This is a genomic window from Streptomyces sedi (assembly GCF_006335015.1).
Taxonomy (GTDB): domain Bacteria; phylum Actinomycetota; class Actinomycetes; order Streptomycetales; family Streptomycetaceae; genus Streptomyces; species Streptomyces sedi.
This window is the reverse complement of the sequence record NZ_VDGT01000003.1, coordinates 87,006-112,963: the sequence shown is the minus strand read 5'-3', so window position 1 is coordinate 112,963 and position 25,958 is coordinate 87,006. Positions and strand designations below refer to the sequence as shown.

The window sequence follows — 25,958 nt, the reverse complement described above, 5'->3', positions numbered from 1 at the left end:
GAGGCCGCCTCCCTCTCGGGGGAGGCGGCCTCGACCGCTACGGGAACCGGTGCGCCGGCCGGGCGCTACGGGCGCTCGCGCGGCCCGTCGCCCTCGTCGTGCGGCGGGGACGGCGTGTCCGTCCGACGCGGCTCCTGGCCGGTGGCGTCGGCCCGCTCGTCGGGCAGGGGTGCCTGCACCGGGGCCAGCTCCGCGACCGTGGCGCCGCTGCCGTCGAAGCCTGCCCTTCGATCGGCCTCCTCCTGGTAAGCCCGGAGGTAACCAACCACCGTGTTGACCACCGCGACCAGCGGCACCGCGACCACGGCGCCGGGAATGCCGGCGACCATCGAACCGGCGGCCACCGCCAACACCACGGCCAGCGGGTGCACGCGCACCATCCGCCCGAGGATGAACGGTTGCAGCACGTTCCCCTCGATCTGCTGGACCAGCAGGACCACGCCCAGGACCAGCAGCGCGTCCACGATGCCGTTGGTGACCAGTGCGACCAGCACGGCCAACGCGCCCGAGGCGATGGCACCGACCAGTGGCACGAACGAGGCCAGGAAGACGATCACCGCCAGGGGAACGGCCATCGGCACGTCGATGACGAACAGTCCGATGCCGATGCCGATGGCGTCGATCATCGCGACTATGACGGTGCCCCGCACGTACCCGGTCAGCGCGATCCAGGCCCGGGGGCCGGCGCCGGCGACCGCCGGCCGCGCCGCCCTGGGCACCAGCCGCAGGAACCACTGCCAGACCCCGCCGCCGTCGTAGAGGAGGAAGAGCACCACGAAGAGCGTCAGACCGGCGCCGGTGAGGAACTGCACGGCGTAGTTGACGCCTTCGAGGCCGGCCGAGGTCAGCTCGTCGCTGTGGCTCCTGATCCACTCGTTGATGTCCTCGACCCACTGGTCAAGGTTCTCCTCGGTGATGTCGAACGGCAGCTCAAGGACCCAGTCGCGGAGCTCCTCGATGCCCTCCTGCACCTGGTCGACGAGGCGGTCCGAGTTCTCCAGGACCTGCCAGACCACGAACCAGCCGGTCAGCCCCATCACGCCGAAGCCGCCGAACGCGGTGATCGCCGTCGCGGCCCCGCCGCTGACGCCCAGTCGCTTCAGCCAGCCGACGAACGGCTGGAGCAGCGCGGTGATCAAGAGCCCGGCCGCGAACGAGATGACCAGCAGGCTGACCGCGCTGACCACCTGGATCAGCACCCAGATGACCGCCGCCAGCACCAGGGTGCGCCACGCCGCCTCGGCCGCGACCCGCGCCCCCCACGGGATCGCCGCCGCCGGCTCCGGACGCTCGGGGATCGGGGCCTCGTCGTTCCCGCCCGTGCCGCCGTCGTCGCCGCCGCCCCCCTCGGCAGGCGGCGGGTAGAGCGAGGGGCTGCCGGCCAGCACGGCACGGCGCGCCCTGGCCTCAGCCGGCTCACCCGTCGGCTCGGCGTCCGGGGGCTTGGCGGCGCCGCCGCGCGCCGACGGATAGCCCGCGCCCACGACGCCCTGCTCCCCCGCCTCCTGCTCCCTCCGCTCCTGTTCGCGTTCAGCAGCCGCACGGAAACCGGAGACGCGCGACACCGTGCGCGAGACCCCGCTCCTCAGCCGACCCAGACGTGACATCAGGCTCCTCCGCCCCCTTTTTCACCGCAGTGCGCGGAAAGACGTTACCGCGCGGCGGCGACGGCCGGGCGGCGGGCCGGGGAATGCGCCGCTTCCCCACGGCGCGCCCACCCCGCCCCCACGGCTCCCCCTCCGAAACGGCGAGATCCCCACGCCGGTCGGCGTGGGGATCTCGGGAGCGTGTCGCCGCGGGCGGTGCCGCGGGTCGGCTCGGCGCCAGCTGGTCAGTGCCGGCTGGTCAGTACCAGTTGTTGGCCTGCCAGAACTCCCAGGCACCACAGGGGCTGCCGTAGCGGCTCTCCATGTAGTTGACGCCCCACTGGATCTGGGTGGCGGGGTTGGTCTGCCAGTCGGAACCGGCCGAGGCCATCTTGGAGCCCGGCAGCGCCTGCATCAGACCGTAGGCACCCGAGGAGGGGTTGGTGGCCGTGTGGTCCCAACCACTCTCGTGGTCAACGATGTTGGAGAAGCACTGGAACTGGTCGGCGCCCACGATCTGCCGCGCCAGGGCCTGGATGTCGGACTTGGAGTACGACGACTGGGCGGGGGCGGAGACAGCGGCGCTCGCGGCCTCGGCCTCGGCGGCGGCCTGCTCGGCGGCTTCCCGCTCGGCCTCCTCCTGGGCTTCCCGCTCGGCGGCGGCACGACGCTCCTGGGCGTTCTCCGCGGCGGCGACCCTGGCGGCCTCCTGCGCGGCGCGAACGACCTCGGCCTCGGCGGCGGTGGACTGCGACTCCGCCTGCTGGTTCAGCGACGCGGTGTGCAGCTGGGCGTTCGTGCCAGCGGGTATCTCAGCGAGCAGTGTCGCGTCCGCCGCAGCAACCTCGATGTCTCCGGCGGGGCTCTGCTGATCCCCGGAGGCGACACCGACAGCGGCGCCGACGCTGGTCACCGCGGTGGCCGAAGCCACCGCGAATCCCCGGACCGAAATCCCGGTCACACGGTTTCCTTCCGACATCGCCCACGCGAACGACCACCTGGGCGCAATCGTGCCCCTGACACGGGCCTCCCCCGGACTGTCCGGTCGGAGGCGCTGGCCCGGTCGGGGTCCTTCCCGCCGGAGGCGAGGGGACCCACATGGTGCTTCGGGCGGCATACGGCGCGCGACTGTTCAGTTGTGTAAAACGCTGTCCCTGCGGGGTCCTTGGTGGACTCCACTGCCGTATGCGGGGCCTGACAGACGCACACACTGCCGGAGACGGCTACCGCGAAGCAATTCGGTCCTCTGTGGGAAAGCTCACACGCCTTTGGCCCTTGTCAGCACGGGAATTCCCCCAAACAGCCCACCACCTGCGGCTCCGCATCACGGGAAGATCACGGAGGAGGCCAGAGGGGCCCGTCGCCCGACTCCCCGCCGCCGCCGGCCCGCGGGGAAGGTCCGGCGCACCCGCCACCTTTCGGCGGATGCGCCGGAGTTGCCCTTCGGGAGCGGGAACGGACGGAGAACGGCCGTTATCGGCGACGGCCGTCATCCACGCGCACCGCGCCGCCCGGAGGGGCCACGCGTCAGACCCGACCCTCCTCCAGCATCTCCGTCACCAGCGCGGCGATCGGGGACCTTTCGGAACGGGTCAGCGTCACATGGGCGAAGAGCGGGTGCCCCTTCAGCTTCTCCACGACGGCGACGACGCCGTCGTAGCGGCCCACCCTGAGGTTGTCGCGCTGGGCCACGTCGTGGGTGAGCACCACGCGCGAGTTCTGCCCGATGCGGGAGAGCACGGTCAGCAACACGTTGCGCTCCAGGGACTGGGCCTCGTCCACGATCACGAACGCGTCGTGGAGGGAACGCCCCCGGATGTGGGTCAGCGGCAGCACCTCCAACATGCCGCGCGCGACCACCTCCTCGATGACCTCGCGGGTGGTCACGGCCGAGAGCGTGTCGAAGACCGCCTGGGCCCACGGGTTCATCTTCTCGGCCTCGGTGCCCGGCAGATAGCCGAGGTCCTGGCCGCCAACCGCGTACAGCGGCCGGAAGACCATCACCTTGCTGTGCTGCCGACGCTCCAGGACGGCCTCCAGGCCGGCGCAGAGCGCCAGCGCCGACTTGCCGGTGCCGGCGCGCCCACCGAGCGACACGATGCCCACGTCCGGGTCGAGCAGCAGGTCGAGCGCCACGCGCTGCTCCGCGCTGCGGCCGTGGATGCCGAACGCCTCGCGGTCGCCGCGCACCAGCCGCACCCGGCCGTCCGCCGTGACCCTGCCCAGCGCGCGCCCCTTCTCCGAGGAGATCACCAGGCCGGTGTGGACCGGGAGTCCGGCCGCCACCGGGTCGGCGACCGGATCGGCCACGCTCTCCTGCGCGAACAGCTCGTCCACGGCCTCGCCGCCCAGGGTGACCTCGGCCAGCCCCGTCCAGCCGTCGGCGTCCGTGATGGCGAGCTCGGCGCGGTACTCCTCCGCCGCCAGCCCCACCGAGGATGCCTTGATGCGCAGCGGCAGGTCCTTGGAGACGACCGTGACGTCGTGCCCCTCGGCCTGGAGGTTGCGCGCGACGGCGAGGATGCGCGAGTCGTTGTCCGCGAGACGGCCACGCTCGTTGAGCATGGCGGGCGGCAGGATCGCCGGGTCGGAGTGGTTCAGCTCGACTCTCAGGGTGCCCCCGAGGTCTCCGATGGGGAGGGGGGTGTCGAGCCGGCCGTACCGCACCCGGTAGTCGTCGAGGCGCCGCAGCACCTGACGGGCGAAGTACCCGAGCTCCGGGTGGTGCCGCTTCGCCTCCAACTCGGAGATCACGACAACCGGCAGAACCACCTCGTGTTCATCGAACCGGGTGAGTGCCGCGGGGTCGGCGAGCAGGACGCTGGTGTCGAGGACATACATGCGCCGGTCGTGAGTGCGCTTCTTGCTGATGGCCACGGGTGGACGAACCCCCTCGGAAGAGGTGCGGGAATCGCGGCGCCCTGGGCGCCGGGGTTCTGACGGCCGGCCCTGGCCCGCACGCACGGGCCCGGTGCCGGGCCTGGTCCATGTCCGTGGTGCGCAAACGGGCCTCCCGGCGGACCACGCCCACGCGCGGTCCGCGGTGAATATGCCCGCACACCGCCCATCTCATGCGACCGCACGCTCGGACGCGTGAGCGATTCACCCGCCGTTCGGCGGCACGGCGACGCCCCGTCCCCGGCGCGCCGCCTCCCGTCACGCTCCGCTCAGACGCCGTACCTACGGTGCCTCGCCGCATAGTCGCGCAGCGCCCGGAGGAAGTCGACCTTCCGGAACGCCGGCCAGTACGCCTCGCAGAAGTAGTACTCCGAGTGGGCGCTCTGCCAGAGCATGAACCCGGAGAGCCGCTGCTCCCCGCTGGTCCTGATGACCAGGTCGGGGTCCGGCTGCCCCCGGGTGTAAAGGTGCTCCGAGATGTCCTCGACGCTCAGTCCCTCGGCGACCTCGGACAGCGCCTGACCCTCCGCCGCCCGCTTGGCCAGCAGCGAACGGACCGCGTCGGTGATCTCCTGCCGGCCGCCGTAGCCGACCGCGACGTTGACCAGTATTCCCTCGCGCTCGCCCGCCAGCTCCTCCGCCTCGCGAAGCACCTTCCTGGTGCGCTCCGGCAGGGCCTCGACCGCGCCCACGTGGTTGACCCGCCAGCGGCCGTCCTCCGCCAGGTCGCGCACGGCGCCCTCGACGATGCCGAGCAACACCTCCAGCTCGGCCGGCTCGCGGTTGAGGTTGTCGGTGGAGAGCAGCCACAGGGTGACCACCTCCACGTCGGTCTCCTCGCACCAGCCGAGCAGGTCGCGGATCTTGGCCGCGCCCGCCTCGTGCCCCTGCCGGGTGGTGCTGCCGGCGGCCTTCGCCCAACGACGGTTGCCGTCGAGGATCACGCCGATGTGCTTGGGACCGCCGTCGGTGTCGAGGCGCCCCTCGACGCGTCGGGCGTACAGCCTGACCGCCAGCCGCCTCAGGGTCTTGTGCAGCTTGTTCATCGCCTCTGACTCCAGCCCCTCCGTAGGCCCGCGTGTGCCGGGAACTCTACTGCCGCGCGGGGCGCCCTCCGCACCAACTGGGCCTGGACGAGGGGCATCCGGCCAGTCGGCGCCGCCGCGCCTACCCCTCGAAGGGTCCGGGAGAAGGGCCCGGGAGAGCGGCGGTTCGGAGGCCCGGCAGAGCGGGGTGAAGCGGGAAAGAAAGCGGGCCGGTCCGTGGGGGGGGTTACGGACCGGCCCGAGGGGGGGTTTCCACCGTAACGCATCACACGACGACGTGCCCCGCGGCGGCGGCGGATTTACCCGGCGAGTCCGCCGACGGCCAGGGAGCCCAGCGCGCCCAGCGCCATGAACGGCCCGAACGGGACCGCGGTGCGCCGGCTCGCCCGCCCCGCCACCATCAGGCAGAGCCCGTAGCCGGCGGCCAGCGCGAAGCCCACGAACGTGCCGAAGAACACGTGGTCCCAGCCGTACCAGCCGAGGATCAGCCCTATGGAGGGCGCCAGCTTCACGTCACCGAAACCCATACCCCTCGGATTGATGAGAAAGAGGACGAAGTAGACCGCGGTCAGCACGAGCGCGGCCAGCAGCGCCCTCGGCCAGCTGCCCCCGGCCCCGGGCAGCACGGCGCATATCCCCAGCCCGACGGCCAGCCCGACGACCAGCGGCAGCGTCAGCACGTCGGGCAGCCGCTGCACCGCGAGGTCGACCGTCGCCAGCAGCACCAGCGGCGGCACCGCCAGCAGCCAGACGACCAGCTCGGGGCGGGGCCCGGCGACCGCGGCCACCACCCCGCAGCACCCGGCGGTGACCAGCGCGAGCCGCAGCGGCGAGGGGCCGTGGCGGGGAGCCCCCTCCGCGAGACAGTCCGGGCACCGGCCCCGGCCGACCCAGCCGCGCCAACCCGCGCGGACCGGCCGGCCGTCGGCCGACGGCACGCCCAGCGGATGCCCGGCGGGGCAGGAGTCGCGCCACGACTGCTCGGGCTCGACGGCGAGCCGGTAGCCGGCGCGCACCAGCAGCGGACCGGCCCACGCGCCCAGCGCGAGGGCCACCACGACCAGCGCGGAGAGCACGGGAGATGGGGACGACAGCGACAGCACGCGCCGAGCGTACGGCGTGCCCGTGCCACCCGGCGGGATCACCTGTGGACGGAGACACCGACGAACGGAAAAGACGATGAACAGCTGGGGATAAGCCGGGCGGGAAAGGCCGGACGAGGAAGAAGCGGAGGAGGAAGTGGAAGTGAGGGGAGGCGTCGGAGCGAGCGCCGAGCCGCGTCGGGGCACCCGTCCGCCATGACTCCCAGGCGGGTCGGCCCGCCCAAAGGGGGGAAGGGGCAGACCGACCCGTCAAGTGGGGCAGATCGGAGCGGGGGGGGTGGCTCACGATCCGCCCGGCCAGCTGCCGCCGGGGTGGGAGAGGCGGCGCTGGCGCACAAGGTGTCAGCGACTGCCAACACGTAAGAACCATACCGCACGGCCTCGGAACCAGCCCCACGGGAACAGTGTCGGAGCGCAGTGGGGACACGGGGTGAAACGGTTTAGTGCACTGCCCGTCGGACGTTCACCGGATCACCCGCCACGCGTTCACAGGACCACCCCTCGCGCGGCGAGTTCCAGCCACGGCGATGGCGGGGAAGGGCCGCACGGCGCGAACCCCGGCGCGAGCCCGGTACAAGCCCCGGCGCGAGCCCGGCACAAGCCCCGCGCGAGCCCGGCCGGGGTTCCGTTCAGTCCGCGGAGGCGGTGCCGAGGCGGCGCAGCGCGCGGCCGTAGCGTCGGGCGACCACGCGGCGCGCCACGCGGCCCAGCGGGCCCGCGGCCCGCATGTACCAGGCGGCCGGCCGGCTGATCGCCGTGACCGTGAACGTGACCAACCCCTCGGAGTCGCGCTCCAGCACGAACGCCTCCTCACCCGACTCGGGGTGGCCGGCCAGCGTGCCGTAGGCGAACCCGACCCGGTCCCGTTCCGCCACGCACCACACCACCCGGCAGGGGGCGCGCAGAGCCAGGCGGCGGAAGCCCACGACGATCGTCGCCTCGACCCCGGGGGCCGCGCGCGGGGTGTCGCGGGCGACGGGCACCCAGGCCGCGCGGTGCATCCGCCAGTCGAACAGGGCCTCCCCGGCCGCCGCCCACACCTCCGGCCCCGAGCCCAGCGGCACGCGGGAGCGCAGCCGGTGCCAACCGGCCGGAACCCGAACCCGCCCCTCGTCGGCGTCGCGGGTGATCCCGACCTCGTGGTAACTGAACGGCGCGCGGGACGGTTCCTCGGACAAGTGGACTCGTCACCCCTCGTTGCCGGTTGAGGACAGTCACCTCCTACCATGCACGGTACCGTCGTCGGTTTCAGGGGGCCCTCCATGGCAGCGCAGCACGAACCGTCGCAGTTCTCCCCTCTGGGGCCCTCCGACCCCCGCCAGGTCGCCGGCTACCGGCTGGTGGCCAGGCTCGGTTCGGGCGGGATGGGGAGCGTGTACCTCTCGTTCACCCCCGGCGGGCAACCGGTCGCGGTGAAGGTGGTGCGCGGCGAGTTCGCCGACGACCAGGCGTTCCGGCGGCGGTTCGAGCACGAGGTGCGGGCCGCCCGGCGGGTGCAGGGCGTCTACACCGTTCCCGTGTTGGACAGCAACACCGAGGGCGCGGCGCCCTGGCTGGCCACCGCGTTCGTTCCCGGGCTCTCGCTGCACGAGGTGATCGGGCAGCACGGGCCGCTGCCCGCGCAGACGGTGCTGCTGCTGGTCGGCGGCGTCGCGGAGGCGCTCCAGTCGATCCACGCGGCCGGGATCGTGCACCGCGACCTGAAGCCGGGGAACGTGCTGCTGAGCGGCGACGGCCCGAAGGTGATCGACTTCGGCATCGCCAGGGCGGCCGACGTGTCCGCGTTGACCGGCACGGACGTGCGGGTGGGCACACCCGCGTTCATGGCGCCCGAGCAGATCACCGGGACCTCGCTCACGCCGGCGGCGGACGTCTTCGCGCTCGGCATCGTCGCTTTCCACGCGGCCACCGGCGCCCACCCGTTCGGCGAGGGCGCGCCGCACGCCATGATGTACCGGATGGTGCAGGAGGAGCCCGAACTGGGCTCCGCGCCCGAGGCGTTGCGCGGGCTGATCGGCGCCTGCCTGGCCAAGGACCCGGCGGCGCGGCCGACTCCGGCGCGGATCATCGAGGGGTGCCGGGCGCTGTCGCCCGGCCAGACGCTGCAGCGCGGCGAGAGCTGGCTGCCCCCCTCGGTGGCGGCTGCGGTCGCCGTACGGCGCAACGCGTCGCTGCCGGCGCCGCAGGCGCCGGGGGACGCGGGGGGCGCGCCCGCGACGCCCCCGCCGGGGCGGCCGACGCCGCCACCTCCGTCGGGCCCGCCGGCCGCGCCGCCGGCCACCCCGCCGCTGGTGACCAACGAGCCGGGCCCGAACGGCGGTTCGGACGCGACCGCGCCACAGCAGGCGGCGCGGGGACGGCGCACCATCGTCCTGCTGGCGGCGACGGCCCTGGTGGCGGCCCTCGCGGGCGCCGGCCTCGCCATCAAGTTCGCCGGCACGGAGGCCGCGTCGACCAACCCGGAGGCGAGCGAGGGTGCGACCGACGGCGCGTCGAACGGCGACGGTGGCGAAGGCGCGGCCGACACGGGGAACCCCTCGGGCGACGCGCCGGAGCAGGACGGCGACGACGGAGAGGGCGCGGCCGACGACACCGGCCCCGACGCGGGCACGGGGGCGGAGCCCGACCCGGACTCGGAGTACACGCTGGTGGAGAGCGGGGTCAAACTGGACATCGTGGCGCCGGTCTTCACCCGGGACACCACCAGCAACTCGGACGGCCGTTGCATCGGTGGCAACATCACCGAGGTCGACCTGGATGATCTCAGCGTGGGCAACGGCTTCGGTGCGGTGGGGCTACCCCCGGCGAACGGGCCGGAGTTCGTCTACGTGTACTGCGAGGAGCAGGGGCTGACCGACCAGGGGATCGAGTTTCATCCGCAGAGCTTCGTGGGACAGATCGACGACCCGAACCTCTCACCCGAGGACTGCTTCGAGGCCGCCCACGCGGCGAACCTGCCTCCCCTGATCCCGATCGACGACATCTGGGAGGACCGCACGCTCCGGGAGGGCACCGGGCTCTGCTTCGAGACGCCGGAGGACAACGTGGTGCTGCTCTGGATCGACCGGGTGACGCCGCAGCCCCACAACAAGGAGCTGCGGACCTACCTCACCACGGCCACGCAGTGGAGCCCGAAGTAGCCGTCACCCACCGGTGGGCCAGGAGATCTCGACACGGCGGTTCTGCTGGCGGCCCTCTTCGGTGTCGTTGTCGTAGAGCGGGTAGTCCTCGCTGTAGCCGCGGACGTTGAAGTCGATCGTGTCGGGGTCGGCGATCATCTCCAGCAGCACGAGATGGGTGTTGCTGGCGCGGTTCTCGGACAGAGCGACGCCGTTCTCGTAGGAGCCGAGGTCGTCGGTGAACCCGAAGATGTTCACCGTCGACGGCTGGTACTCCTCGATGGCCGCGGCGACCTCGGTCAGCGCCTCCCGCGACTCCTCGGTGATCTCGTCGCTGTCGCGGCCGAAGACGACATCGGTCTGAAGCGTGAACTTGTGCTGCCCGCTGGTGCGTTCCTCGCGCTGCTCGCCACCGCCGTTGGGCTCCTGGCCCTGCTCCTCCTCCTCGGGTGGGGTGGTCGGCTCCTCGGGAGGCGCGGTGCCCTCGGGAGTCTCCTCCTGCTCCCCGGAGTCGTCCGACTGCCCTCCCCCGACGTCCTCGATGATGAACTTCACGTCCAGGACACGCGGATCGGCGAGGGTCGCGCCGTCGGTCAGCATCAGTCCTGAAGCCCCCGGGTCGATCTCGGGAGGCGCGGGCGCCTGGTAGCCCGGCGGTTGTTCGACGGCTTCCACATCGTCGTCTGCCACCGCGAGGGGGACGCCGAACGCCCACACGGCGACGGCGGTCGTGGCGACCACGGCGACCTGGCCGTGGCGGCGGTACGCGTGCATCTCTCGGCCTCTCAGGGGCTTCGGGTGTCCGGCGCGGCGCGCCGGATCAGCGGATCTCGACGGTGGCGGGCGGCATCTGCCCGATCTGGAAGTCGACCTCGGTGGTGCTGGGATCGGGCTCGGGGAACTGCGCGAACCAGGTAGCGGTGTCGCCCGCTTCGAGGTGCAGGTCGAAGTTGGTGCAGAGGCAGCGGCCCTCGGTGTCCCGGAGGATCAGGTAACGCTTGCCCTCCTCCCTCGCCGTGATCGCGGCACCCGCCATGGAGAAGTCGTTGCCGGCGAGTTCGCGCTCGGCCCCCGCCCACGCGCGTGAACGCCAGTCGTCACCGCCGCCGTTGTGCAGGGTGCCCTCGATGGTGAGGAAGCCTCCCGACTCGCGCTGAGCGCTCGTGATGGTGAGCGTGATCTGCTCCTCGCCCGTGACCTCTGCGAGCACCTGCGGCTCCTCGCTGGTCTCCTCCTCGTCGCCCCCTGCTCCGTCGTCCTCCGACGGGTCGCCCTCGGGGGCGCTGCTCTCTCCGCTCGGTGCCGACGCCGACTCGTCGTCGTCCCCGCCGCCGCTGCAACTGGCGACGGCGATCACCAGGGCTGCTCCCAGCGCGACAACGATCAGAATGAGGCGCGATTTATTGTCACGGAGATCCATCGGGCGCTATTCCTTTACCTGTCAATAAGAACTGAGATCATTCTTCCAAATGAACGGCGAACATGTCTCTGGCTTCCGGCAGTTCGTCGCCGCCGGGGTCGAAGGACCAGTCACGGTCGTCCTCACAACCGAACTCGATCCGGTCCTCGTCCTCGGAGACGAGTCGGCAGAGTCCGCCGACCACCGCCGTCGCCTCGGCCTCCGCGTACTCGTTCGACGTGGCGGGGATGAGGGAGTCCCCCACGGGCTCAAGCGTCCGTACCCGCACCGTGTACCGGAGTCCCTCCGCGCTCGGCTCACAGGCGATGACCTCCGCACCGTTGCGTTCGGCCAGCCGGGGCGCCGCCCGGGCGCAGGGCGCGCCCGTCAGCGAGCCGCCGCCGTCGATGATGTCCTCCAGGTCCGCGTCCTCGTCGTCGAGGGCGTCCCGGAAGTCGCCGTAGAGCTGGTCCCTCGCCTCTCGGGCGGCGGCCAGGGCAGCCGCGTCGGCGGCGGACTGGCCGCCGCTCCGGGTCACCGCGGCCTGGGCGAAGACGAAAAAGAGAAAAGCCACAGCCAACAGACCGGTGACCAGCCAGAGATACAGAGGGAACAACGCTCCCCTGGAGTCGGAGAGTAACGTCAGCCCAGAATATCGCCGACCGCGTCGGCCACGGCATCCGCGATATCGTTCTGGATGTTCAACGACACCACCGCCACCACCACCGTCGCGATCAGCAGCAGCAGGCCCGCGTACTCGACGAAGCCAGCGCCGCGGTCGCCGGTGTGAGGGCGGAACCGTGCGTGGATGGTGTGTCTGACATACGACAGCAGCCTGCTCATGGCGTCCCTCTCCTCCGGCTGACGCCGGCTCAGCCGGGCCTGGTGCGGCCCCGCCCCTCCAGGTACCACGGTAGCGCGGGGAAGGGGGTGCGGATATCCGGAGCTGGGGGCAACCGCGTTCCGGTGGGCGCCCGTTGACTGCTGGACACACCGTGCCCGACCCCCTCCCGCAGGCGAACCAGTACAGCTTTCGGCACTGACTGTGCCACATCCGGTGCCTGGCGGTCAGCGAGATCGCGGCCCTCACGAGGGCGGCCGGTGACAACGCGCGAGGCACCGGGCATGGAAGGTCGTGCCCACCCCGGTAGCGGGCCAAACCGGGCGGGTCGGTCACAGGTGGGGCACGGCCCCGCCGGGGCAGGTGGGGGCGGGTGGGGCACGGCCCGCCGGGGCGGGCCGTGCCGGGTCAGACGGCCTGCTGGTCGCCGCCGTTGCCGCCCTCGCCGCCGCTGCCCTCCTGGAGGCTGCGTGCCAGCTCGTCCTCGTAGTCGCTGACCGTGGTGATCACGGTGTCGGTCATCTCGGCGAGGCCGGTCAGCTGTTCGCTGATGTCGCTGCGGCCGTCCTTCCAGCCGCTGACGAAGTCGTCCAGCGCGCTGACCACCCGGTCGTCGCCGAAGGAGTCGTTGTACTGGTCGAAGGTGTCGCCGGTCCTGTTCATGTACTCCTTGACGGAGCGCAGCTGTGGCGCGAACTCCTGGAGCTCGGCGAGCGGGATCGCGAGCCTGTCATCACTTCCGGACACGAGGTGCCCCTCCCCTCCCTGGTCCTGAACCCGATCCTTGCGGCTGGTGCGTCACTCCGGGCCCCCAAGCCCCGAGCCGCGCCGCGACGTCCCCTCAGGCGAAGCGGAACGTCGAGGTGATGGCGTCGAACACGTCGAAGAACGAGTCGGCCAGGTCGAGCACCTGGCTGCTCCCCGAGACCAGCGCCACCGCCTGCTGGTCGCCCGGCACCGGGATGAACGTCTGCATCAGCACGGCGCGCGCCGTCCTGCTGTCGTTGGGCACCTTGATGTCCTCGACGCCCTTGGTCCGCGCCACCCGGCCGACGTCCGGGATGTCGATCACCGAGACCTCGCGCCAGGCGTCGCCCGGCTTCTTCGCCTCGCGGTTGCCGAGTTGGCCGATGATCGCCGCCGGGTCGGTGGGCAGGATCTCGCCGGACGAGGTGCGCGCGCCGATCAGGGAGACCGTCACCGTCGCGGTGATCGGCGGGCCGTCCCCGAAGCTCTGCGCCATGCAGCCGCAGTAGACCGAGCCGTTGTCCCAGGCGTGTTTCGCCTGCTTGCGCAGGAAGCCGGCGATGACCTCGCGGTGCTCGGCCATCTCCGGGTTGGCCCGGACCCGTTCGTCGACCATGCGACGGATGCTGTTGTCCCTGGTCTCCGGCCTGAGGTCGAACTCCCACCACGAGTCGGGCACGTTGATCCGAAAGCCCTCCCGTTCGACGGTGACGGCATCGACCCACTTGTCGGTCACGACGTTCGCTCCCCTCGGCACCCCACGCCCACGCGCTCCGGCTGTGCCACCGGCCCCCGGCGCCTGGCGGCCCGCGGCGCGCGGGCCACCAGCAGCCTACCCGTGGCTATTCGCGCAATCCCTCTTCCAACTGCCGGTCCAGGTCGGCGTAGCCGTCGGCCGCGCCGTCCAGGAAGTCGGCCATGCCCTGCAACGCCTCGACGGCCTCGCGCGCGCCGGTGTTGAACTCGTCGTAGGACTGGTCGAACGCGATGGATGAGGCAGAGGTCACATAGCCGTCCCTGACCAGATCCTGAATGTAGGTACGCAGCGTCTGGAGCTTGGCCAGGATCTCGTCCTTGGCCTCCAGAAGATGATCCGCCGCATCGTGCATGTCCTGATATGTGACATCGATGTCGCCGTCGGCCATGAGGCACCCCCTCCCTGACGAGCCTACGCGGTGGCCCGCCGTGATTCCTCTACGAGTTGGTAACAGCGACCCGACCGGCGCGCAACCGCCCCCGGGCCGCCGGTCGTTCAGCGGCCCAGCACCTCGCCGAAGTCCGTGCCGGAGCCGAGGATCATCCCGGTGACGATGATGATCATGGTGGCGGGCACCATGAAGACCAACGTCGCCAACGTGGCCTTCGGTATCGCCCTGGCGGCCCGGCGGCGCGCGTTCTGTGCGTCGGTGCGCCGCATGTCGTGGGCGATCTGCACCAGGGTGTCGGCGATCGGCGCGCCCAGCTCCTCGCCCTGCTGGAGGGCGGTGACGAACTGGTTGACCGGCTCGGAGTCGTTGCGGCGGCGCAGCGCGTCGAACGCCTCGCGGCGCGAGACGCCCATGTCCATCTGACGGAGTGTGATCTGGATCTCGTCCGCCCACGGCCCGCGGTAGCGGGCGGAGACCCGGTCGAGCGCCTGGCGGAAGCTCAGCCCGGCCGAGACGACCACGGCCAGCACGTCGAGGAAGTCGGGGAGCGTGCGGTCGATCACCTCGCGCCGTTCGCGCACGCCCTGCCAGATGGTGGCGTCGGCGGCGAACAGGCCGAAGGCCAGGCCGAAGAGCGCGAAGAGCGGGAAGCCGGCGATCACGAAGAACAGCGCCGTCCAGAGCCCGAAGACGCCGTAGACGGCGCGTCTGGCCGCGTAGCGGTCGACGGTCAGCCCTCCGGGGTGGCCGGCGAGGTCGATCTGGCGGCGCTTGCGGTCCACGGCGGCACGGCCCATCAGCCGCAGCACCAGCGGCGCGAAGCGCATCCCCAGCCGGTCGACGGCCGAGCCGCTCGCGGAGACCCGGGTGGAGCCGATCTCCAGCGCCAGCGCCAGGTCGGCGGGGAGCGGCGTGCCGGAGCGCATCATCCGGACCGCGGCGACGATCCCGAAGACGGCGACGCCCATCACCAGGCCGAGCAGCAGTGCCATCGCACGCCCTCCCTCGACTCGACAGCCACTGCGAACGGGACCCCCGACGGGCCCCTCCCGCACGTCAGTTCGTGCGGGCTCCCGGTCAACGCGGGGTGAGACCGTCCCCGGGGGGCGCTCACACGTCCACCCGACCGAACCGGCGGACCACCACGAAGCCCACCACATAGAGCCCGAGCGAGACCAGCATGGCGATCTGCCCGCCGGGGCTGCCCGTGACGCGGCCCAGCGCGCCCGGGGACATGCTGTTGATCATCAGCAGCGCCCCGAGGCCCAGCAGCGGGATGGTGACGGCCGTGGCGTTGATCTCGGCGAGCATCGTCCTCACCTCGCGCCGGGTCTCCTTGCGCTCCTCCAGCGTGGCGACGAGGTTGCGCAGCGAGGCGACGATGGTGCCGCCCGCCCGGTTGGCCAGCACCAACGTGGTGACCAGCACGGTCAGTTCGCGGGACGGCAGCCGCTCGCCCAGCTCGCCCAGCGCCTCCTCCAGGGAACGGCCGACTGCCAACTGGTTGGCTACGGTGGCGAGTTCGGCGCCGGCCGGGTCCTCCATCTCCTCGGCGGCCATGGAGAGCGCGGTGCGCATCGCCAGGCCGGCCGCCGTGCCGTTGGCGATCAGCCGGGCCAGCTCGGGGAGTTGGCTGATGAAACGCTCGGTGCGTTTGGCGCGTTGCCAGTTCAGGAACGCGTTGGCGCCCCAGAGCGCCACCAGCCCGAAGACCGGGCCGAAGAACGGCGCCAGCACCACGGAGGCGATCACCCAGAGCGCGACGACCGCGCCCAGCACATAGGCGGCGTACTCGCCGACGCTCAGTTCCAGGCCGGTGGCCTGGAGCTTCAGCCGCAGCCTGGCGCCGAGGCCGGTCGCGCGCAGCCGGCGGTCCAGCTGGTCGAAGCGGCGGCGCCGGCCGCCGGTCGGCGGGGCGAGACCGGCCGACTCGGGGGCGGTGTCGGCCAGCCGGCTGAGCAGCTCGCGCTGCCGGGCCCGGCCGGAGCCGTAGAGCCGCAGACCGGCGACGCCGCAGGTCAGCGCGAGCAGCGTGAGGCCGAGGGCGAGCAACGACAGGTCGCTCATGGTCAGTTCGCCTCCCGGACGGGCAGCCAGGCGTCCGCCGTCTGGACGCCGAACGCGGGCGGGATCGACTGCCCCGCCAGATGGAGCCGTCTGGCCACCACCTCCGGCAGCGGATGGTGCCGGAAGTGGCCGTACACCCGGCCGTCCTGCCCCATCGGCTGGGCGGCGAACTCGCCGACGGTGGCGATCCTGAACGGCTCCCTGCCGTGCGAGGCCAGCACCGCGACCTCGGCGATCCGGCGACCGCCGTCCGGGTGCCGCACCAGCTGCACCAGCACGTCGACGGCGCTGTTGATCTGGTCGCGCAACGCCTCGAACGGCACCTGGAGTTCGGACATCGAGGCGAGCGTCTGGAGGCGGAGCAGGGCGTCCTCGGCGCTGTTGGCGTGCACGGTGGCGAGCGAGCCGTCGTGGCCGGTGGACATGGCCTGGAGCATGTCGAGGGTCTCGCCGCCGCGCACCTCGCCGACGATGATCCGGTCGGGGCGCATCCGCAGCGAGTTGCGTACCAGGTCGCGGATGGTGACCTCGCCCTTGCCCTCGATGTTGGGCGGGCGGGACTCCAGCCGGATCACATGGCTCTGCTGGAGCTGGAGTTCGGCCGCGTCCTCGACGGTCACGATCCGCTCGCCCTCGGGGATCAGGCCGCTGAGCGCGTTGAGCAGGGTGGTCTTCCCCGAGCCGGTGCCGCCGGAGACGATCACGTTGAACTTGGCCCGCACCAGGCCGGCCAGCAGCGTCAGCAGATGCTCGTCGAGGGTGCCGAAGCCGATCAGCTCGGGGAGGGTGTAGGCGCGGGGGAAGCGGCGGATGGTGAGGGTGGCGCCGGAGAGGGAGAGCGGCGGGATGATCACGTTGACCCGCTCGCCGGTGGGCAGCCGGGCGTCGACCATCGGGTTGGACTCGTCCACGCGGCGGTTGACGGCCGAGACGATGCGCTCGATCGTCTGCATCAGCTGCTCCTCCGAGGCGAAGCCGATCGGCAGCCGCTCGACCCGGCCGGAGCGCTCCACATAGATCTGGTCGGGGCCGTTGACCATGATCTCGGTGATCGAGGCGTCCTCCAGCAGCGGTTCGAGGATGCCGAGGCCGAGGGCCTCGTCGACGACCCGGCGGATCAGCAGCGCGCGCTGCTGGGTGGAGAGGACCGGGCCCTCGCGGCTGAGGATGTGGCCGAGGACCCGCTCCAGCCGGTCCCTGCGCTCGGTCAGGTCGAGCGAGGACATCTCGGCGAGGTCGATCTCCTCCAGCAGCTTCGCGCGGTAGGTGGCGACCAGCCGACCGTCGCTCAGGCCGCTGGCGGCCGGCTGGTCGGGGGCGTGCACGCGGGAACGCAGGCCCATCGAGCGCTCCTTCACCTTGGTTCGCACCTCCGTCGGGGTGTGTGGCGGGACGGTCCCGGGGTCGTCGGGTCGTTCAGTCGCACGGCATGGTCACCGTCCGGGAGGCCGTGCCCAGGCCGTTGAAGAACGGCAGCACCGTCGGGATCTCGACGCTCGCGGTGACCGTGGCCTCGTCGCCGCAGGGGTCGAGCTCGAACGTCGCGTTCTCGGCCAGCGGGCCGCTGAGCGCGGCCCGTCCGCTGGTCGCGTACTGGTCCTCGATCTCCTCCTGCGCGGCGGTCCTGGCCGCCGCCCTGGCCGCCGAGCCGGCCTGGAGGGCGGCGAACCCGACCAGGCCCAGCTGGAGCGCGGCCAGCGCCACGGTGAGCAGCAGCGGCAGCCAGCCGGCGAACTCGACGGCGGTGACGCCGCGTTCGCGCTCCGGGTCGGCGCGCCGCGCGGCGCCGCTGGGGCGCGGCATCGGCTCAGCCCTCCTCGGCGGCGCCGGCCGTGCCGGTGACCGTCATCGGGAAGTCGAAGGCGCCGGGGAAGAGCACGGGCACCTTCAGCGCGACCCGCGCCGTCCGCACCTCGCCCTCCAGCGGGCAGTCCACGGATATGTCCCAGGCGCCCGGCACATGCGCGCGCGCCGCGCTGGCGCAGGCGCCCTGCGGGTCGCCCCGGGCAGCGGCGCCGGCCCTGGCGCCCTCGTCCGCCGCGTTCCCCGCGAGGGAGAAGGTGTAGCCGATCAGCACGCACTGCCAGATCACCGCCATCATCAGCAGCACCAGCGGAAAGAGCCCGGCGAACTCCACCATGGCCGCGCCCCGGTCGCCGCCCGGCCGGCGGCGGAGCGGCGCCGGGGTCACGATCTCCTCCCCCGGCGGCGGCCCGAGGGCGCGGCGGGGGCCGCGGCCAGGCCCAGCTCGGCGGCGAGCGACCACATCGCGCGGCGCACCTGGCCGCGCGGGTCGAGGTCCTGGACGCGGCCGGCGTCCATCGACTCCCGCAGCTCCTTGAAGCCGGCGGGGATCACGTTCCCCGCGACCTGGGTGCCGGTGATCCTGGCGACGAGCTGCGGCTGGATGTGGCTGGCGCGGGAGTGGCGGTTGATCACCGTCCAGGTGTCCTGGGCCTTGCGGATGCGCAGCCGGTCCCACATCCGGACCATGCGGTTGACCGCGCGGACCGCGATCACGTCGGGGGTGGTGACCAGCAGCGCGACGTCGGCCATCTCGACGGCGGTGGCGTTGGCGCCGTTCATCTGGGAGCCGCAGTCCACGATCACCACGTCGTAGCGGGAGCGGACGGCGGTCAGCAGCTGCCTGGCCGTGGCGTCGGTGACGTCCTCGCCGCGTTCGCCCTCGGCGGGGGCGATCAGCATGGACAGGCCGGTCTCGTGGGTGAAGACGGCCTCGGCCAGCACCTGCGGGGTGATGTCGGCGATCCCTGCCAGGTCGGCGACGGAACGGCGGAACTGCACGTCGAAGTAGGAGCCGACGTCGCCGCAGAGCAGATCGAGGTCGACGAGCACCACGCCGCGTTCGAACTGGCCGGAACGCTGTGCCGCGAGGGCGAGTTGGGTGGCGAGCAGGGTGCCGCCGACGCCGCCCTTGGCGCCGCAGACGGCGACGACGCGGCCCCCGGGGCCCTGCGGGACGCTCTCGCCGGCGCCGAGGTGGCGGCGCATCCCGGCCGCCCACTGGGCGGCGGCGGCCACCCGCCCGGCCAACTCGTCGAAGGAGGCAGGCAGTCCGGCCAGCCCCCGGGCGCCGGCGTCCATGGCGGCGGCGTACAGGTCGGGGCTCGGCGCGGCCGAGACCAGCACCACGCCGACGGCGGGGAAGCGGAGCGCGACCTCGTGGATCAGCTCCAGCGCGGGCAGCGGGCCCACGCCCTCGTGGATCACCACCACCTCGGGCAGCCCGGTGACGGACTCGTTGGCCAGCGCCGCGAGGGTGTCCAGCAGCGTGGTCGAGTCGGGCACCGGGCGCAGCGGCTCGGTGTCGGGCAGCTGGCTGAGCAGCGTTATCAGGGAGCGGGCGGTGTCCGAGTCGCCCACCACGGGCAGAATCCGGGTCGTCAACGGTGCCACCTGCTTCCTTACGGGGACAGCTCGTCGAGACCGGAGTGAGGGCTGCCGACGATGTCACCCATGATGGTGTATGTGCGCTCCTCCGGGGGAATCTCGGTCTCCTCCCCGGGGGCGACCAGCGCCAACCGCACCTGCTCGGCGAACGCCTCGGCGTAGGTGACCCGTTGGGCGTCCGTGTTGTCCAGCGCGAAGGTGATCGGCACGGCCTCCATGGTGGCGCGGTCCTCGTCGTCCACCTCGGTCAGCTCGCCGACCTCGATGACCTCGGCGTTGTTGACCATCAGTCGGACGATCTCGACCTCGTCCTCCTCCTGGCCGTCGCGCTCCCTGACCCGGAACGCGGCGTACATGTTGATGGTGGCGCCGGGGTAGATCTTGCCGGCCACGCCGGTGGAGGCGTCGATCATGACCGCGATCTCCTGCTGGCCCTCGTCGAGTTCGGGCCGGTCGGAGAGCATGTCGGCCTGGAGCAGGGAGCCTTCGCTGAGGGGGCCGGTCGCGACCTTGTCGTCGAGCTGGTCGAGGTCGGTTATCGCGGAGTCGGGGACGTAGCGCTCCGGGATGGAGACCTCGGTGAGCTGGTCGGCCGTGACCTCCTGGTACGGCTCGACGTCCTCGGCCAGCTCGTAGGCGGTGGTCTCCGGCCCGACCTTGGACTCCACGTCGTTGATCACCATGACCACCCCGGCGAAGGCGCCGAGCGCCAGGACCAGGGAGAGCAGGAGCAGAAGCAGGCCGCGCCGCTGACGAGCGTTCATGAAAGGGGTCTACCTTCTCCTGCGACTTCGGCTGCGGGGGGCATGGACGGGCCGCCGGTCAACTGGTCTGGCCGGTCGGGCCGGTGACCAGGGCGGGGCGGTGGCTGGGCGCTATGGCCCTGGGCCGCCGCTCCATGGGCACCAGCGGGGAGGAGCAGAAGGCGCAGCGGTCGCCGATCAGCGTGAGGCCGCACCAGTGGCACGCCTCCTGCCGCATGGAGCTGACCATCTGGTAGAGCAGCGAGACATCGGGGACGGCGGCGGCGAACTCGACGAGCTTGCCCGTGGCCCACCAGGCGGCCGACTCCTCGGGCAGCGGCACCGGGTGGAGCGCCTGGACCTGCCAGCGGCGGGCCAGGGTGGCGGTGACCCAGTCGCTGCCGAGCGAGCCCGTGGCGTAGGTGAGCGAGGTGGAGAACTGCGGCCCCGCGAGGGTGGCGCCGCCCTCGGGGCGCACCAACTGCGGGGTGGGGCCGGCCAGTACGGCGCAGGAACGGCCGGAGGGGCGCGCCGGCTCCTGGCTCGCGGGCAGGGTGACGGGGACCCTGGCGAGCCGGCTGCCGGAGGCCAGCAGGGCGCCGGCGTAGATGTAGTGGGCGAGCAGCCGCGCGGAGGCGCCGAGGACGCCGGGGCTGAAGTCGCAGACGGACAGCTGGCGCAGCTGGCGGATCAGCACCGCGGTGCCCAACGGCGGGAGCGCGCTGGGCAGCAGGGCCATCCGGTCGGTCTCCAGCATGGCCCGGACCGCGTGCAGGCGCTGCACGGTGGGCAGGGGGGTGGTCGTCGGGTAGACGGCTATCAGATAGCCGTGCTGGTCCAGGGCGTGGCCGATCTCGTCGAGCGCGGCGGGGAAGTCCTGCTTGTCCGGCGGGGTGAGGACGTGGGCGCCGGGGGTGTGCTGGTCGGTGGGGGGCAGCACCAGGTCGGCGCTGGTGACCGCGATGGCGATCGACATGTCCACCCCCTTGTGCTGAGGACCCGTCCGCTGTTCGGCTGTGTCCGCCCGTTGGGTCTGTCTGCCCGGTGGGAAGCTTATCGATTCCCACTGACAGGGGAACACCACTGTCCGCGTCCGCGGGAACACGGGGGCCGCGGGACGCTTCCTGTCCAGACCATTGACAGCCCCCGATGGTCTGGACCAATGTGCTGGTCAACGGTGGCCACCGTTTCCCCCCCGTATCCCTGCTTCCGGCGACCGGGTCAACATCCCCCTCATCGCCGGGAGTTCCCCCACATCCGTATGACGGAGGCGAGCGTGGACAGCAACACTTCGCAGGTGACGACGCCAGGACACCGCCGCCGGAGCCGGCTGCCGCTGCGGCTCGGCGCGGCCGTCGGGGCCGGCGCGCTGCTGGCCGCCGGCCTGGTCGGCGCGGCCTCGGCGGTCGGCTCGGACGAGTCCCCGGCGCCGGCGGCCGTGCCCGCCCACACCCTGACCGGCTACTGGCACAACTTCGACAACGGCTCGACGCTGCTCAAACTGGGCGAGGTCTCGCCGGAGTACGACATCATCGCGGTCTCCTTCGCCGCGTCGACGGCCACCGCGGGGCAGCTCGACTTCGAGCTGGACCCGGTCCTGGGCTACGGCTCGGAACAGGAGTTCAAGGACGACATCGCGGCCAAGCAGGCCGAGGGCGTCGCGGTCGTGCTGTCGGTCGGCGGCGCGGAGGACCATGTCACCGTCAACGACGACGCCTCGGCCAGCGCCTTCTCGGAGTCCGCGCTCGGGCTGATCGAGGAGTACGGCTTCGACGGCATCGATATCGACCTCGAACACGGCATCGACGCGCAGTACATGTCGCAGGCGATGGAGGCGGTCCACGCCGGCGTCGGGGACGACCTGGTGTACACCATGGCCCCGCAGACGCTGGACATGCAGAGCACCGACACCGAGTACTTCCAACTCGCGCTGAACACCAAGGACTTCCTGACGGCGGTCCACACGCAGTTCTACAACAGCGGTTCCATGCTGGGCTGCGACGGCCAGGTGTACTCGGCGGGCACGGTGGACTTCCTCACCGCGCTGGCCTGTGTCCAGCTGGAGGGCGGCCTCGACGCCTCCCAGGTCGGCCTCGGCGTGCCGGCCACCCCGGACGCCGCGGGCTCCGGCTATGTGGAGCCCGGCGTGGTCAACGACGCGCTGGACTGCCTGACCCAGGGCACCAACTGCGGCTCGTTCACGCCCGAGCAGACCTACCCGGAGCTGCGTGGCGCGATGACCTGGTCCGTCAACTGGGACGCGAACGCCGGCAACTCCTGGTCGGACACCGTGGGCCCGCACGTCCACGCCCTGCCGTGACCCCCTGAGAGACCACCACTTCGCCGGCCCCGCGGCTCCCCGTCCCACGGGGGCAGCGGGGCCGGCGCGGTGTCGCACACCGGTGGGGCGCGGGCCGGCGCCGGCTCAGAAGAACGTGCGCAGCAGCTCGACCACCGCGCCCCGCCCGTCGACCACGGGGATCAGCGGCCACCGGTCGAAGATGGTGCACGGGTGCGACATGCCGAGCGCCACCCACTCCCCGACGGCCGGCGCCTCGACGCCCTCCCTGGCCTGGAGGAAGGCGTGCTGGTCGGAGAGCTTCACCACCGTCAGCCCCGCCCCTTCCCCGACGGTGCCGTCGGGCGAGCGGACCCCGACCACCTCGGGCAGGCCCAGGTCGTGGGCGATGTCCCGCTTGCCCCCGTTGAGCAGCGCCAGGCCGGCCTCGGGGCGCGAGACCACCTGCGCCCACAGCAGGAACGCCGGGCGCAGCGAACCCTCCTCGGGGATCCGGCGGAACGGCGTGACCTCCCGGTAGCGCCCGTGGTCGTGGCTGACATAGGCGCCGGCCCGCAGCATCCGCACCGTGGGGCGGGAGAGCGCGGGCAGCTCGGCGAACGACGCGGCCAGCACGTCGAACCAGGCGCTGCCGCCGGCGCTGACGATGATCTCCGCGCTCCGCTCGAAGCGGCCCTCGGTGTCGAACCGGGCGGCCAGCGCGCCCAGCCCGTCCAGCCAGGCGCGCACCGAGGCGGCGTCGGCGTCCGGCACCTCGCCCTCGTAGCCGGCGACGCCGACCAGCCGCAGCGTCTCCACCCCGGCGACGGCGTCCGCGACGGCGGCGGCGCCCTCGGCGTCCCGCACCCCGCTACGTCCGCCGGGCACGCCCCACTCGACGACCACCTCGACCGGCCGGATCGCGCCCGCCTCGCGCAGCGCCGCGTCCATCAGCGCGACCCCGGCCGGGGAGTCGACATAGACCACGCAGCGGAACGCGGGGTCCGCGTCCTGCTCGCCGGCCAGCCAGCGCAGCGCCGCCGCGTCGACCAGCTCGTTGGCCAGGAAGATCCGGCCCACCCCGAACTCCCTGGCCACCCGCGCCTGGTGCGGGACGGCGACCGTGATGCCCCAGGCGCCCAGCGCGAGTTGGCGGTGGAAGAGCGCGGGGGCCATCGAGGTCTTGCCGTGCGGCGCGAGCGCCAGGCCGTGCCGGTCGGCGAACGCGGCCAGGGTGCGCAGGTTGTGGTCGAGCGCGTCGGCGGAGGCCGTCAGCAGCGGGGTGGTGAAGCCGCCGGTGGCGAAGTCCCGGCGCTGCGCGGCCAACTCGCCGACGGTGGACCCGGCGGCGTCCGGCGGCAGCCCCTTGAACCGGCTGTCCACGATCTCCTGGCTGAGCTGGTCGAACGGACCGGCCATGGGGCGACTCCGGGGGTCAGGGGGCGGGTCGCCCCGACCCTATGCGCGCCGGCGCCGCACCGTCACCCTCCCGGAACGGCGCGGCCTCGGGCAGCGCCGCCACCGCCAACGGCACCGCCCGCGCCACCGCCAGGTCCCGCGCCGCGTAGGAGCCGTTCCCCGCGGCCGTGCTCACCCGGACCGTGGCCAGCCCGAGGCGCCGCTGCAACGGGGACTGCCGCACGCACACCCCGCTGACCGCCTTGCGCCGCAGTGCCGAGGTCTCCCGGTTCATCGCCCCGGAGCGCAGCACCAGCCAGGGACCGGAGACGGCGTGCCCCAGCGAGCGGTACCCGGCCCAGGCCAGCCCCAGCGTCACCGGCGCCGCCACCGCGAGGCCGACCAGCCAGGCCCGCCCGCCCAGCGGCGCCAGCGCCAGGCCGCAGCCTCCCGTCGCCCACAGCGCCCACGCCAGGCGCCGCCGCAGCGCCGCCGCCGGGTGCCGCACCAGCGGCGCGGTCAGCGGCTCGTCGCCCAGCACCGCGGCGGCCACCCGGCGCGCCACCCGCCGCGGGCCGCGCGGAAGGATGGTCACGCCCTCGCTCCACCAGAAGGCGCCCGTGGTGATCAGGCTGGTGTCCGTGGTGCCCAACCAGCGCCACAGCAGCGGCTCGGAGAGCGATATCCCCCGCGTCCTGGACTCGTCGCGCGCCACCTCCCTGGTGCGGAAGAGCCCGCGGCGGGTCACCAGCACGCTGCCGCCCTCCTCCCCCGGCTCCCGGGTCAGCCGGAAGAACGCCTGCGCGGTGAGGAACTGGATGCTCATCCCCACCGCGCCCAGCAGCGCCATGGCGACGACGCCCCCGACGAGCGCCGCCGCCGTGGCCTCCAGCCCCAGCGCGTCCCGCAGCGCCCCGAACCACCCGACCAGGTCGAACCCGAAGACGCCCAGCGTGAAGTGCGCGCCCCAGAGCAGGCCGGCGGCCATCACCATCGCCCAGATGCCGAAGGCGTTGTGCACCACCCAGCGCCAGTCGAACGCGGCCAGGGCCGGCGGCTCCTCGGCCGCCCGCTCGCGCGGGGCGCCGGTCAGCTCCTGGCGCAGCTCCTCGGCCGAGTCCCTGGAGAGGGCGTCCAGGGTGAGCGCGGCCTCCAGCGCCGTCGTCGTCTGCCCCGCGCCGATGGTGACCCGGCGCACCCCGGCCACCCGGTGGAGCAGCCGGGCGTCCGCGTCCACCGTGCGGATCAGCTCCCTGGCCACCGCGCGGTGGCTGCGCACCAGCAGACCCGTGCGGCGCTCCAGATGGGTCTCCGTCACCCGGTACCGCGTGGTCACCCACCGCACCGCGTCGGTGAGCGCCCCCCACACGCCCCAGCCGGCCAGGGCCAGCAGCGGCATCACCGTCATCCCCTGGGTCTGGTCGAAGACGAACAGCGCCACGGCCCCCGGCAGCATGGACAGCACCACGCGCAGCGCGTCCGCCCAGATCAGCCTCGGGTCCAGCCGCCGCCACGGCACCTCGGCCGTCGAGGGCCCGTCCGCGGGGGCGTCGACGACGAGCCGCGGCGCCCCGGCCGCGCTCATGTCGCGTCCCCCGGGGTGCGCCGGGTGATCTCGGCGAGCCGGTCGGCCGCCTCGCTCGCCACGCCGGGGTCGAGCCCGCGGATGGAGATGGCACCGCTGGAGGAGGCCGTGGTGACCACCAACGTGGACAGCCCGAGCAGCTGCTCCACCGGGCCCCGCACCGTGTCCACCGTCTGTATCCGGGAGAGCGGCGCGATCCGCCACTGCCGGACGATCCACCCCTCGGCGGCGAAGACCGCCTCCTCCGTGCTCTCCCAGCGGTGCACCCGGTACCGCCACAGCGGCATCACCACCGCGTGCAGCGGCACCAGGACGGACGCCGCGACCAACAGCGGCCCTGTCCACGGCCGGGAGGCCGACCAGAACGCGTACGCCACCGCGAGAACGCCGACCAGCGGCAGCGAGAACGCGAGCCCCCGCGCCGCCCACAGCGCCATCGCCCGCCGCTCCACACGGTGGCGCGGCGGGCGGAGCGCCACACCACCCACGCCGCCGGAAGGCGGAACCCCCAGATCCATCATGAGACACACTGTCCCACACTCAGACGCGGAGTGCCACCCCGATACGCGTTATCCCGTCATCGCACGCG

26 protein-coding genes are annotated in these 25,958 nt (G+C 72.7%); 2 read left to right on the top strand and 24 right to left on the bottom strand.

All coding sequences use genetic code 11. The annotated features are described in order from the left end of the window. Positions 1-65 precede the first annotated feature (65 nt). From FH715_RS05340 to FH715_RS05315, 6 genes are all read right to left on the bottom strand, one after another. On the bottom strand, positions 66-1,607 hold the full coding sequence (locus tag FH715_RS05340; protein ID WP_139641237.1) for an AI-2E family transporter: 1,542 nt from the start codon (positions 1,605-1,607) through the stop codon (positions 66-68). 238 nt (positions 1,608-1,845) lie between these two features. Continuing rightward, positions 1,846-2,547 (bottom strand): aggregation-promoting factor C-terminal-like domain-containing protein, encoded by a 702-nt coding sequence (locus FH715_RS05335; protein WP_139641235.1) that lies wholly within the window; start codon positions 2,545-2,547, stop codon positions 1,846-1,848. A 566-nt stretch (positions 2,548-3,113) separates the two neighbouring features. Continuing rightward, a complete protein-coding gene (gene phoH2, locus FH715_RS05330; RefSeq protein WP_097230632.1) occupies positions 3,114-4,427 on the bottom strand; it encodes an RNA 5'-3' helicase PhoH2 in 1,314 nt (437 codons plus the stop codon). Between the two features lie 326 nt (positions 4,428-4,753). Beyond that, a complete protein-coding gene (locus FH715_RS05325; protein ID WP_139641232.1) occupies positions 4,754-5,530 on the bottom strand; it encodes an isoprenyl transferase in 777 nt (258 codons plus the stop codon). 299 nt (positions 5,531-5,829) lie between these two features. Then, on the bottom strand, positions 5,830-6,633 hold the full coding sequence (locus FH715_RS05320; RefSeq protein ID WP_246108573.1) for a prepilin peptidase: 804 nt from the start codon (positions 6,631-6,633) through the stop codon (positions 5,830-5,832). Positions 6,634-7,262: 629 nt separating this feature from the next. Next, complete coding sequence (locus FH715_RS05315; RefSeq protein WP_139641230.1) at positions 7,263-7,811, bottom strand: DUF1990 domain-containing protein; 549 nt, start codon at positions 7,809-7,811, stop codon at positions 7,263-7,265. Positions 7,812-7,895: 84 nt separating this feature from the next. Here FH715_RS05315 and FH715_RS05310 point away from each other — a divergent pair, with 84 nt between their 5' ends. Further along, entirely contained in the window at positions 7,896-9,773 is a 1,878-nt protein-coding gene (locus FH715_RS05310) for a serine/threonine-protein kinase (RefSeq protein ID WP_139641228.1), read from the top strand. Between the two features lie 3 nt (positions 9,774-9,776). Here the strand turns inward: FH715_RS05310 and FH715_RS05305 are convergent, their stop codons facing one another. The 15 genes from FH715_RS05305 to FH715_RS05240 form a co-directional block, all read right to left on the bottom strand. Next, the gene (locus tag FH715_RS05305) at positions 9,777-10,526 is read right to left on the bottom strand and encodes an OmpA family protein (RefSeq protein WP_139641226.1); all 750 of its coding nucleotides are present in this window, start codon (positions 10,524-10,526) and stop codon (positions 9,777-9,779) included. A gap of 46 nt (positions 10,527-10,572) precedes the next feature. Next, the gene (locus tag FH715_RS05300) at positions 10,573-11,172 is read right to left on the bottom strand and encodes a hypothetical protein (protein ID WP_139641224.1); all 600 of its coding nucleotides are present in this window, start codon (positions 11,170-11,172) and stop codon (positions 10,573-10,575) included. Positions 11,173-11,209: 37 nt separating this feature from the next. Further along, positions 11,210-11,725 (bottom strand): hypothetical protein, encoded by a 516-nt coding sequence (locus tag FH715_RS05295; RefSeq protein WP_139641223.1) that lies wholly within the window; start codon positions 11,723-11,725, stop codon positions 11,210-11,212. Positions 11,726-11,793: 68 nt separating this feature from the next. Then, on the bottom strand, positions 11,794-11,994 hold the full coding sequence (locus FH715_RS05290) for a hypothetical protein (protein WP_097230625.1): 201 nt from the start codon (positions 11,992-11,994) through the stop codon (positions 11,794-11,796). A 406-nt stretch (positions 11,995-12,400) separates the two neighbouring features. Further along, on the bottom strand, positions 12,401-12,739 hold the full coding sequence (locus tag FH715_RS05285; protein WP_139641221.1) for a hypothetical protein: 339 nt from the start codon (positions 12,737-12,739) through the stop codon (positions 12,401-12,403). A 94-nt stretch (positions 12,740-12,833) separates the two neighbouring features. Then, positions 12,834-13,475, bottom strand: a complete 642-nt coding sequence (locus tag FH715_RS05280; RefSeq protein WP_097230623.1) for a hypothetical protein — start codon at positions 13,473-13,475, stop codon at positions 12,834-12,836. Positions 13,476-13,581: 106 nt separating this feature from the next. After that, positions 13,582-13,884 (bottom strand): WXG100 family type VII secretion target, encoded by a 303-nt coding sequence (locus FH715_RS05275; protein ID WP_097230622.1) that lies wholly within the window; start codon positions 13,882-13,884, stop codon positions 13,582-13,584. A 107-nt stretch (positions 13,885-13,991) separates the two neighbouring features. After that, complete coding sequence (locus tag FH715_RS05270) at positions 13,992-14,879, bottom strand: DUF5936 domain-containing protein (protein ID WP_139641219.1); 888 nt, start codon at positions 14,877-14,879, stop codon at positions 13,992-13,994. Between the two features lie 118 nt (positions 14,880-14,997). Then, the gene (locus FH715_RS05265; RefSeq protein ID WP_139641217.1) at positions 14,998-15,954 is read right to left on the bottom strand and encodes a type II secretion system F family protein; all 957 of its coding nucleotides are present in this window, start codon (positions 15,952-15,954) and stop codon (positions 14,998-15,000) included. A gap of 2 nt (positions 15,955-15,956) precedes the next feature. Beyond that, positions 15,957-17,297, bottom strand: a complete 1,341-nt coding sequence (locus FH715_RS05260; RefSeq protein ID WP_139641215.1) for a TadA family conjugal transfer-associated ATPase — start codon at positions 17,295-17,297, stop codon at positions 15,957-15,959. Between the two features lie 73 nt (positions 17,298-17,370). Then, on the bottom strand, positions 17,371-17,757 hold the full coding sequence (locus tag FH715_RS05255; protein WP_139641213.1) for a TadE/TadG family type IV pilus assembly protein: 387 nt from the start codon (positions 17,755-17,757) through the stop codon (positions 17,371-17,373). 4 nt (positions 17,758-17,761) lie between these two features. Then, a complete protein-coding gene (locus tag FH715_RS28075) occupies positions 17,762-18,145 on the bottom strand; it encodes a TadE/TadG family type IV pilus assembly protein (protein ID WP_246108571.1) in 384 nt (127 codons plus the stop codon). Continuing rightward, positions 18,142-19,362, bottom strand: coding sequence for a CpaE/TadZ family protein (locus FH715_RS05250; RefSeq protein ID WP_170184638.1), 1,221 nt, complete (start codon positions 19,360-19,362; stop codon positions 18,142-18,144). The genes FH715_RS28075 and FH715_RS05250 overlap by 4 nt, the downstream gene beginning before the upstream one ends. Before the next feature lie 17 nt (positions 19,363-19,379). Next, entirely contained in the window at positions 19,380-20,129 is a 750-nt protein-coding gene (gene cpaB / locus FH715_RS05245) for a Flp pilus assembly protein CpaB (RefSeq protein WP_139641211.1), read from the bottom strand. A gap of 58 nt (positions 20,130-20,187) precedes the next feature. Next, on the bottom strand, positions 20,188-21,084 hold the full coding sequence (locus tag FH715_RS05240; protein ID WP_139641209.1) for a hypothetical protein: 897 nt from the start codon (positions 21,082-21,084) through the stop codon (positions 20,188-20,190). 300 nt (positions 21,085-21,384) lie between these two features. Between FH715_RS05240 and FH715_RS05235 the strand changes: the two genes are divergently transcribed. Beyond that, positions 21,385-22,428, top strand: a complete 1,044-nt coding sequence (locus FH715_RS05235) for a chitinase (protein WP_246108570.1) — start codon at positions 21,385-21,387, stop codon at positions 22,426-22,428. 105 nt (positions 22,429-22,533) lie between these two features. On the opposite strand, the gene FH715_RS05230 is transcribed toward FH715_RS05235, so the two are convergent. The 3 genes from FH715_RS05230 to FH715_RS05220 are packed head-to-tail and all read right to left on the bottom strand — an operon-like array spanning position 22,534 to position 25,890. Beyond that, on the bottom strand, positions 22,534-23,805 hold the full coding sequence (locus FH715_RS05230; protein WP_139641206.1) for an alanine racemase: 1,272 nt from the start codon (positions 23,803-23,805) through the stop codon (positions 22,534-22,536). Positions 23,806-23,821: 16 nt separating this feature from the next. Further along, positions 23,822-25,369 (bottom strand): PH domain-containing protein, encoded by a 1,548-nt coding sequence (locus FH715_RS05225; protein WP_139641204.1) that lies wholly within the window; start codon positions 25,367-25,369, stop codon positions 23,822-23,824. Continuing rightward, positions 25,366-25,890 (bottom strand): PH domain-containing protein, encoded by a 525-nt coding sequence (locus FH715_RS05220; protein WP_139641202.1) that lies wholly within the window; start codon positions 25,888-25,890, stop codon positions 25,366-25,368. The genes FH715_RS05225 and FH715_RS05220 overlap by 4 nt, the downstream gene beginning before the upstream one ends. Positions 25,891-25,958: the final 68 nt, after the last annotated feature.

What these genes read in the sequence shown, in the direction of transcription:
- FH715_RS05340 (WP_139641237.1), bottom strand. Translation starts at nt 1,607, where the DNA reads ATGTCACGTCTGGGTCGGCTGAGGAGCGGGGTCTCGCGCACGGTGTCG.
- phoH2 (WP_097230632.1), bottom strand. Translation starts at nt 4,427, where the DNA reads ATGTATGTCCTCGACACCAGCGTCCTGCTCGCCGACCCCGCGGCACTC.
- FH715_RS05325 (WP_139641232.1), bottom strand. Translation starts at nt 5,530, where the DNA reads ATGAACAAGCTGCACAAGACCCTGAGGCGGCTGGCGGTCAGGCTGTAC.
- FH715_RS05310 (WP_139641228.1), top strand. Translation starts at nt 7,896, where the DNA reads ATGGCAGCGCAGCACGAACCGTCGCAGTTCTCCCCTCTGGGGCCCTCC.
- FH715_RS05305 (WP_139641226.1), bottom strand. Translation starts at nt 10,526, where the DNA reads ATGCACGCGTACCGCCGCCACGGCCAGGTCGCCGTGGTCGCCACGACC.
- FH715_RS05300 (WP_139641224.1), bottom strand. Translation starts at nt 11,172, where the DNA reads ATGGATCTCCGTGACAATAAATCGCGCCTCATTCTGATCGTTGTCGCG.
- FH715_RS05290 (WP_097230625.1), bottom strand. Translation starts at nt 11,994, where the DNA reads ATGAGCAGGCTGCTGTCGTATGTCAGACACACCATCCACGCACGGTTC.
- FH715_RS05275 (WP_097230622.1), bottom strand. Translation starts at nt 13,884, where the DNA reads ATGGCCGACGGCGACATCGATGTCACATATCAGGACATGCACGATGCG.
- FH715_RS05270 (WP_139641219.1), bottom strand. Translation starts at nt 14,879, where the DNA reads ATGGCACTGCTGCTCGGCCTGGTGATGGGCGTCGCCGTCTTCGGGATC.
- FH715_RS05265 (WP_139641217.1), bottom strand. Translation starts at nt 15,954, where the DNA reads ATGAGCGACCTGTCGTTGCTCGCCCTCGGCCTCACGCTGCTCGCGCTG.
- FH715_RS05260 (WP_139641215.1), bottom strand. Translation starts at nt 17,297, where the DNA reads ATGGGCCTGCGTTCCCGCGTGCACGCCCCCGACCAGCCGGCCGCCAGC.
- FH715_RS05255 (WP_139641213.1), bottom strand. Translation starts at nt 17,757, where the DNA reads ATGCCGCGCCCCAGCGGCGCCGCGCGGCGCGCCGACCCGGAGCGCGAA.
- cpaB (WP_139641211.1), bottom strand. Translation starts at nt 20,129, where the DNA reads ATGAACGCTCGTCAGCGGCGCGGCCTGCTTCTGCTCCTGCTCTCCCTG.
- FH715_RS05240 (WP_139641209.1), bottom strand. Translation starts at nt 21,084, where the DNA reads ATGTCGATCGCCATCGCGGTCACCAGCGCCGACCTGGTGCTGCCCCCC.
- FH715_RS05230 (WP_139641206.1), bottom strand. Translation starts at nt 23,805, where the DNA reads ATGGCCGGTCCGTTCGACCAGCTCAGCCAGGAGATCGTGGACAGCCGG.
- FH715_RS05225 (WP_139641204.1), bottom strand. Translation starts at nt 25,369, where the DNA reads ATGAGCGCGGCCGGGGCGCCGCGGCTCGTCGTCGACGCCCCCGCGGAC.
- FH715_RS05220 (WP_139641202.1), bottom strand. Translation starts at nt 25,890, where the DNA reads ATGATGGATCTGGGGGTTCCGCCTTCCGGCGGCGTGGGTGGTGTGGCG.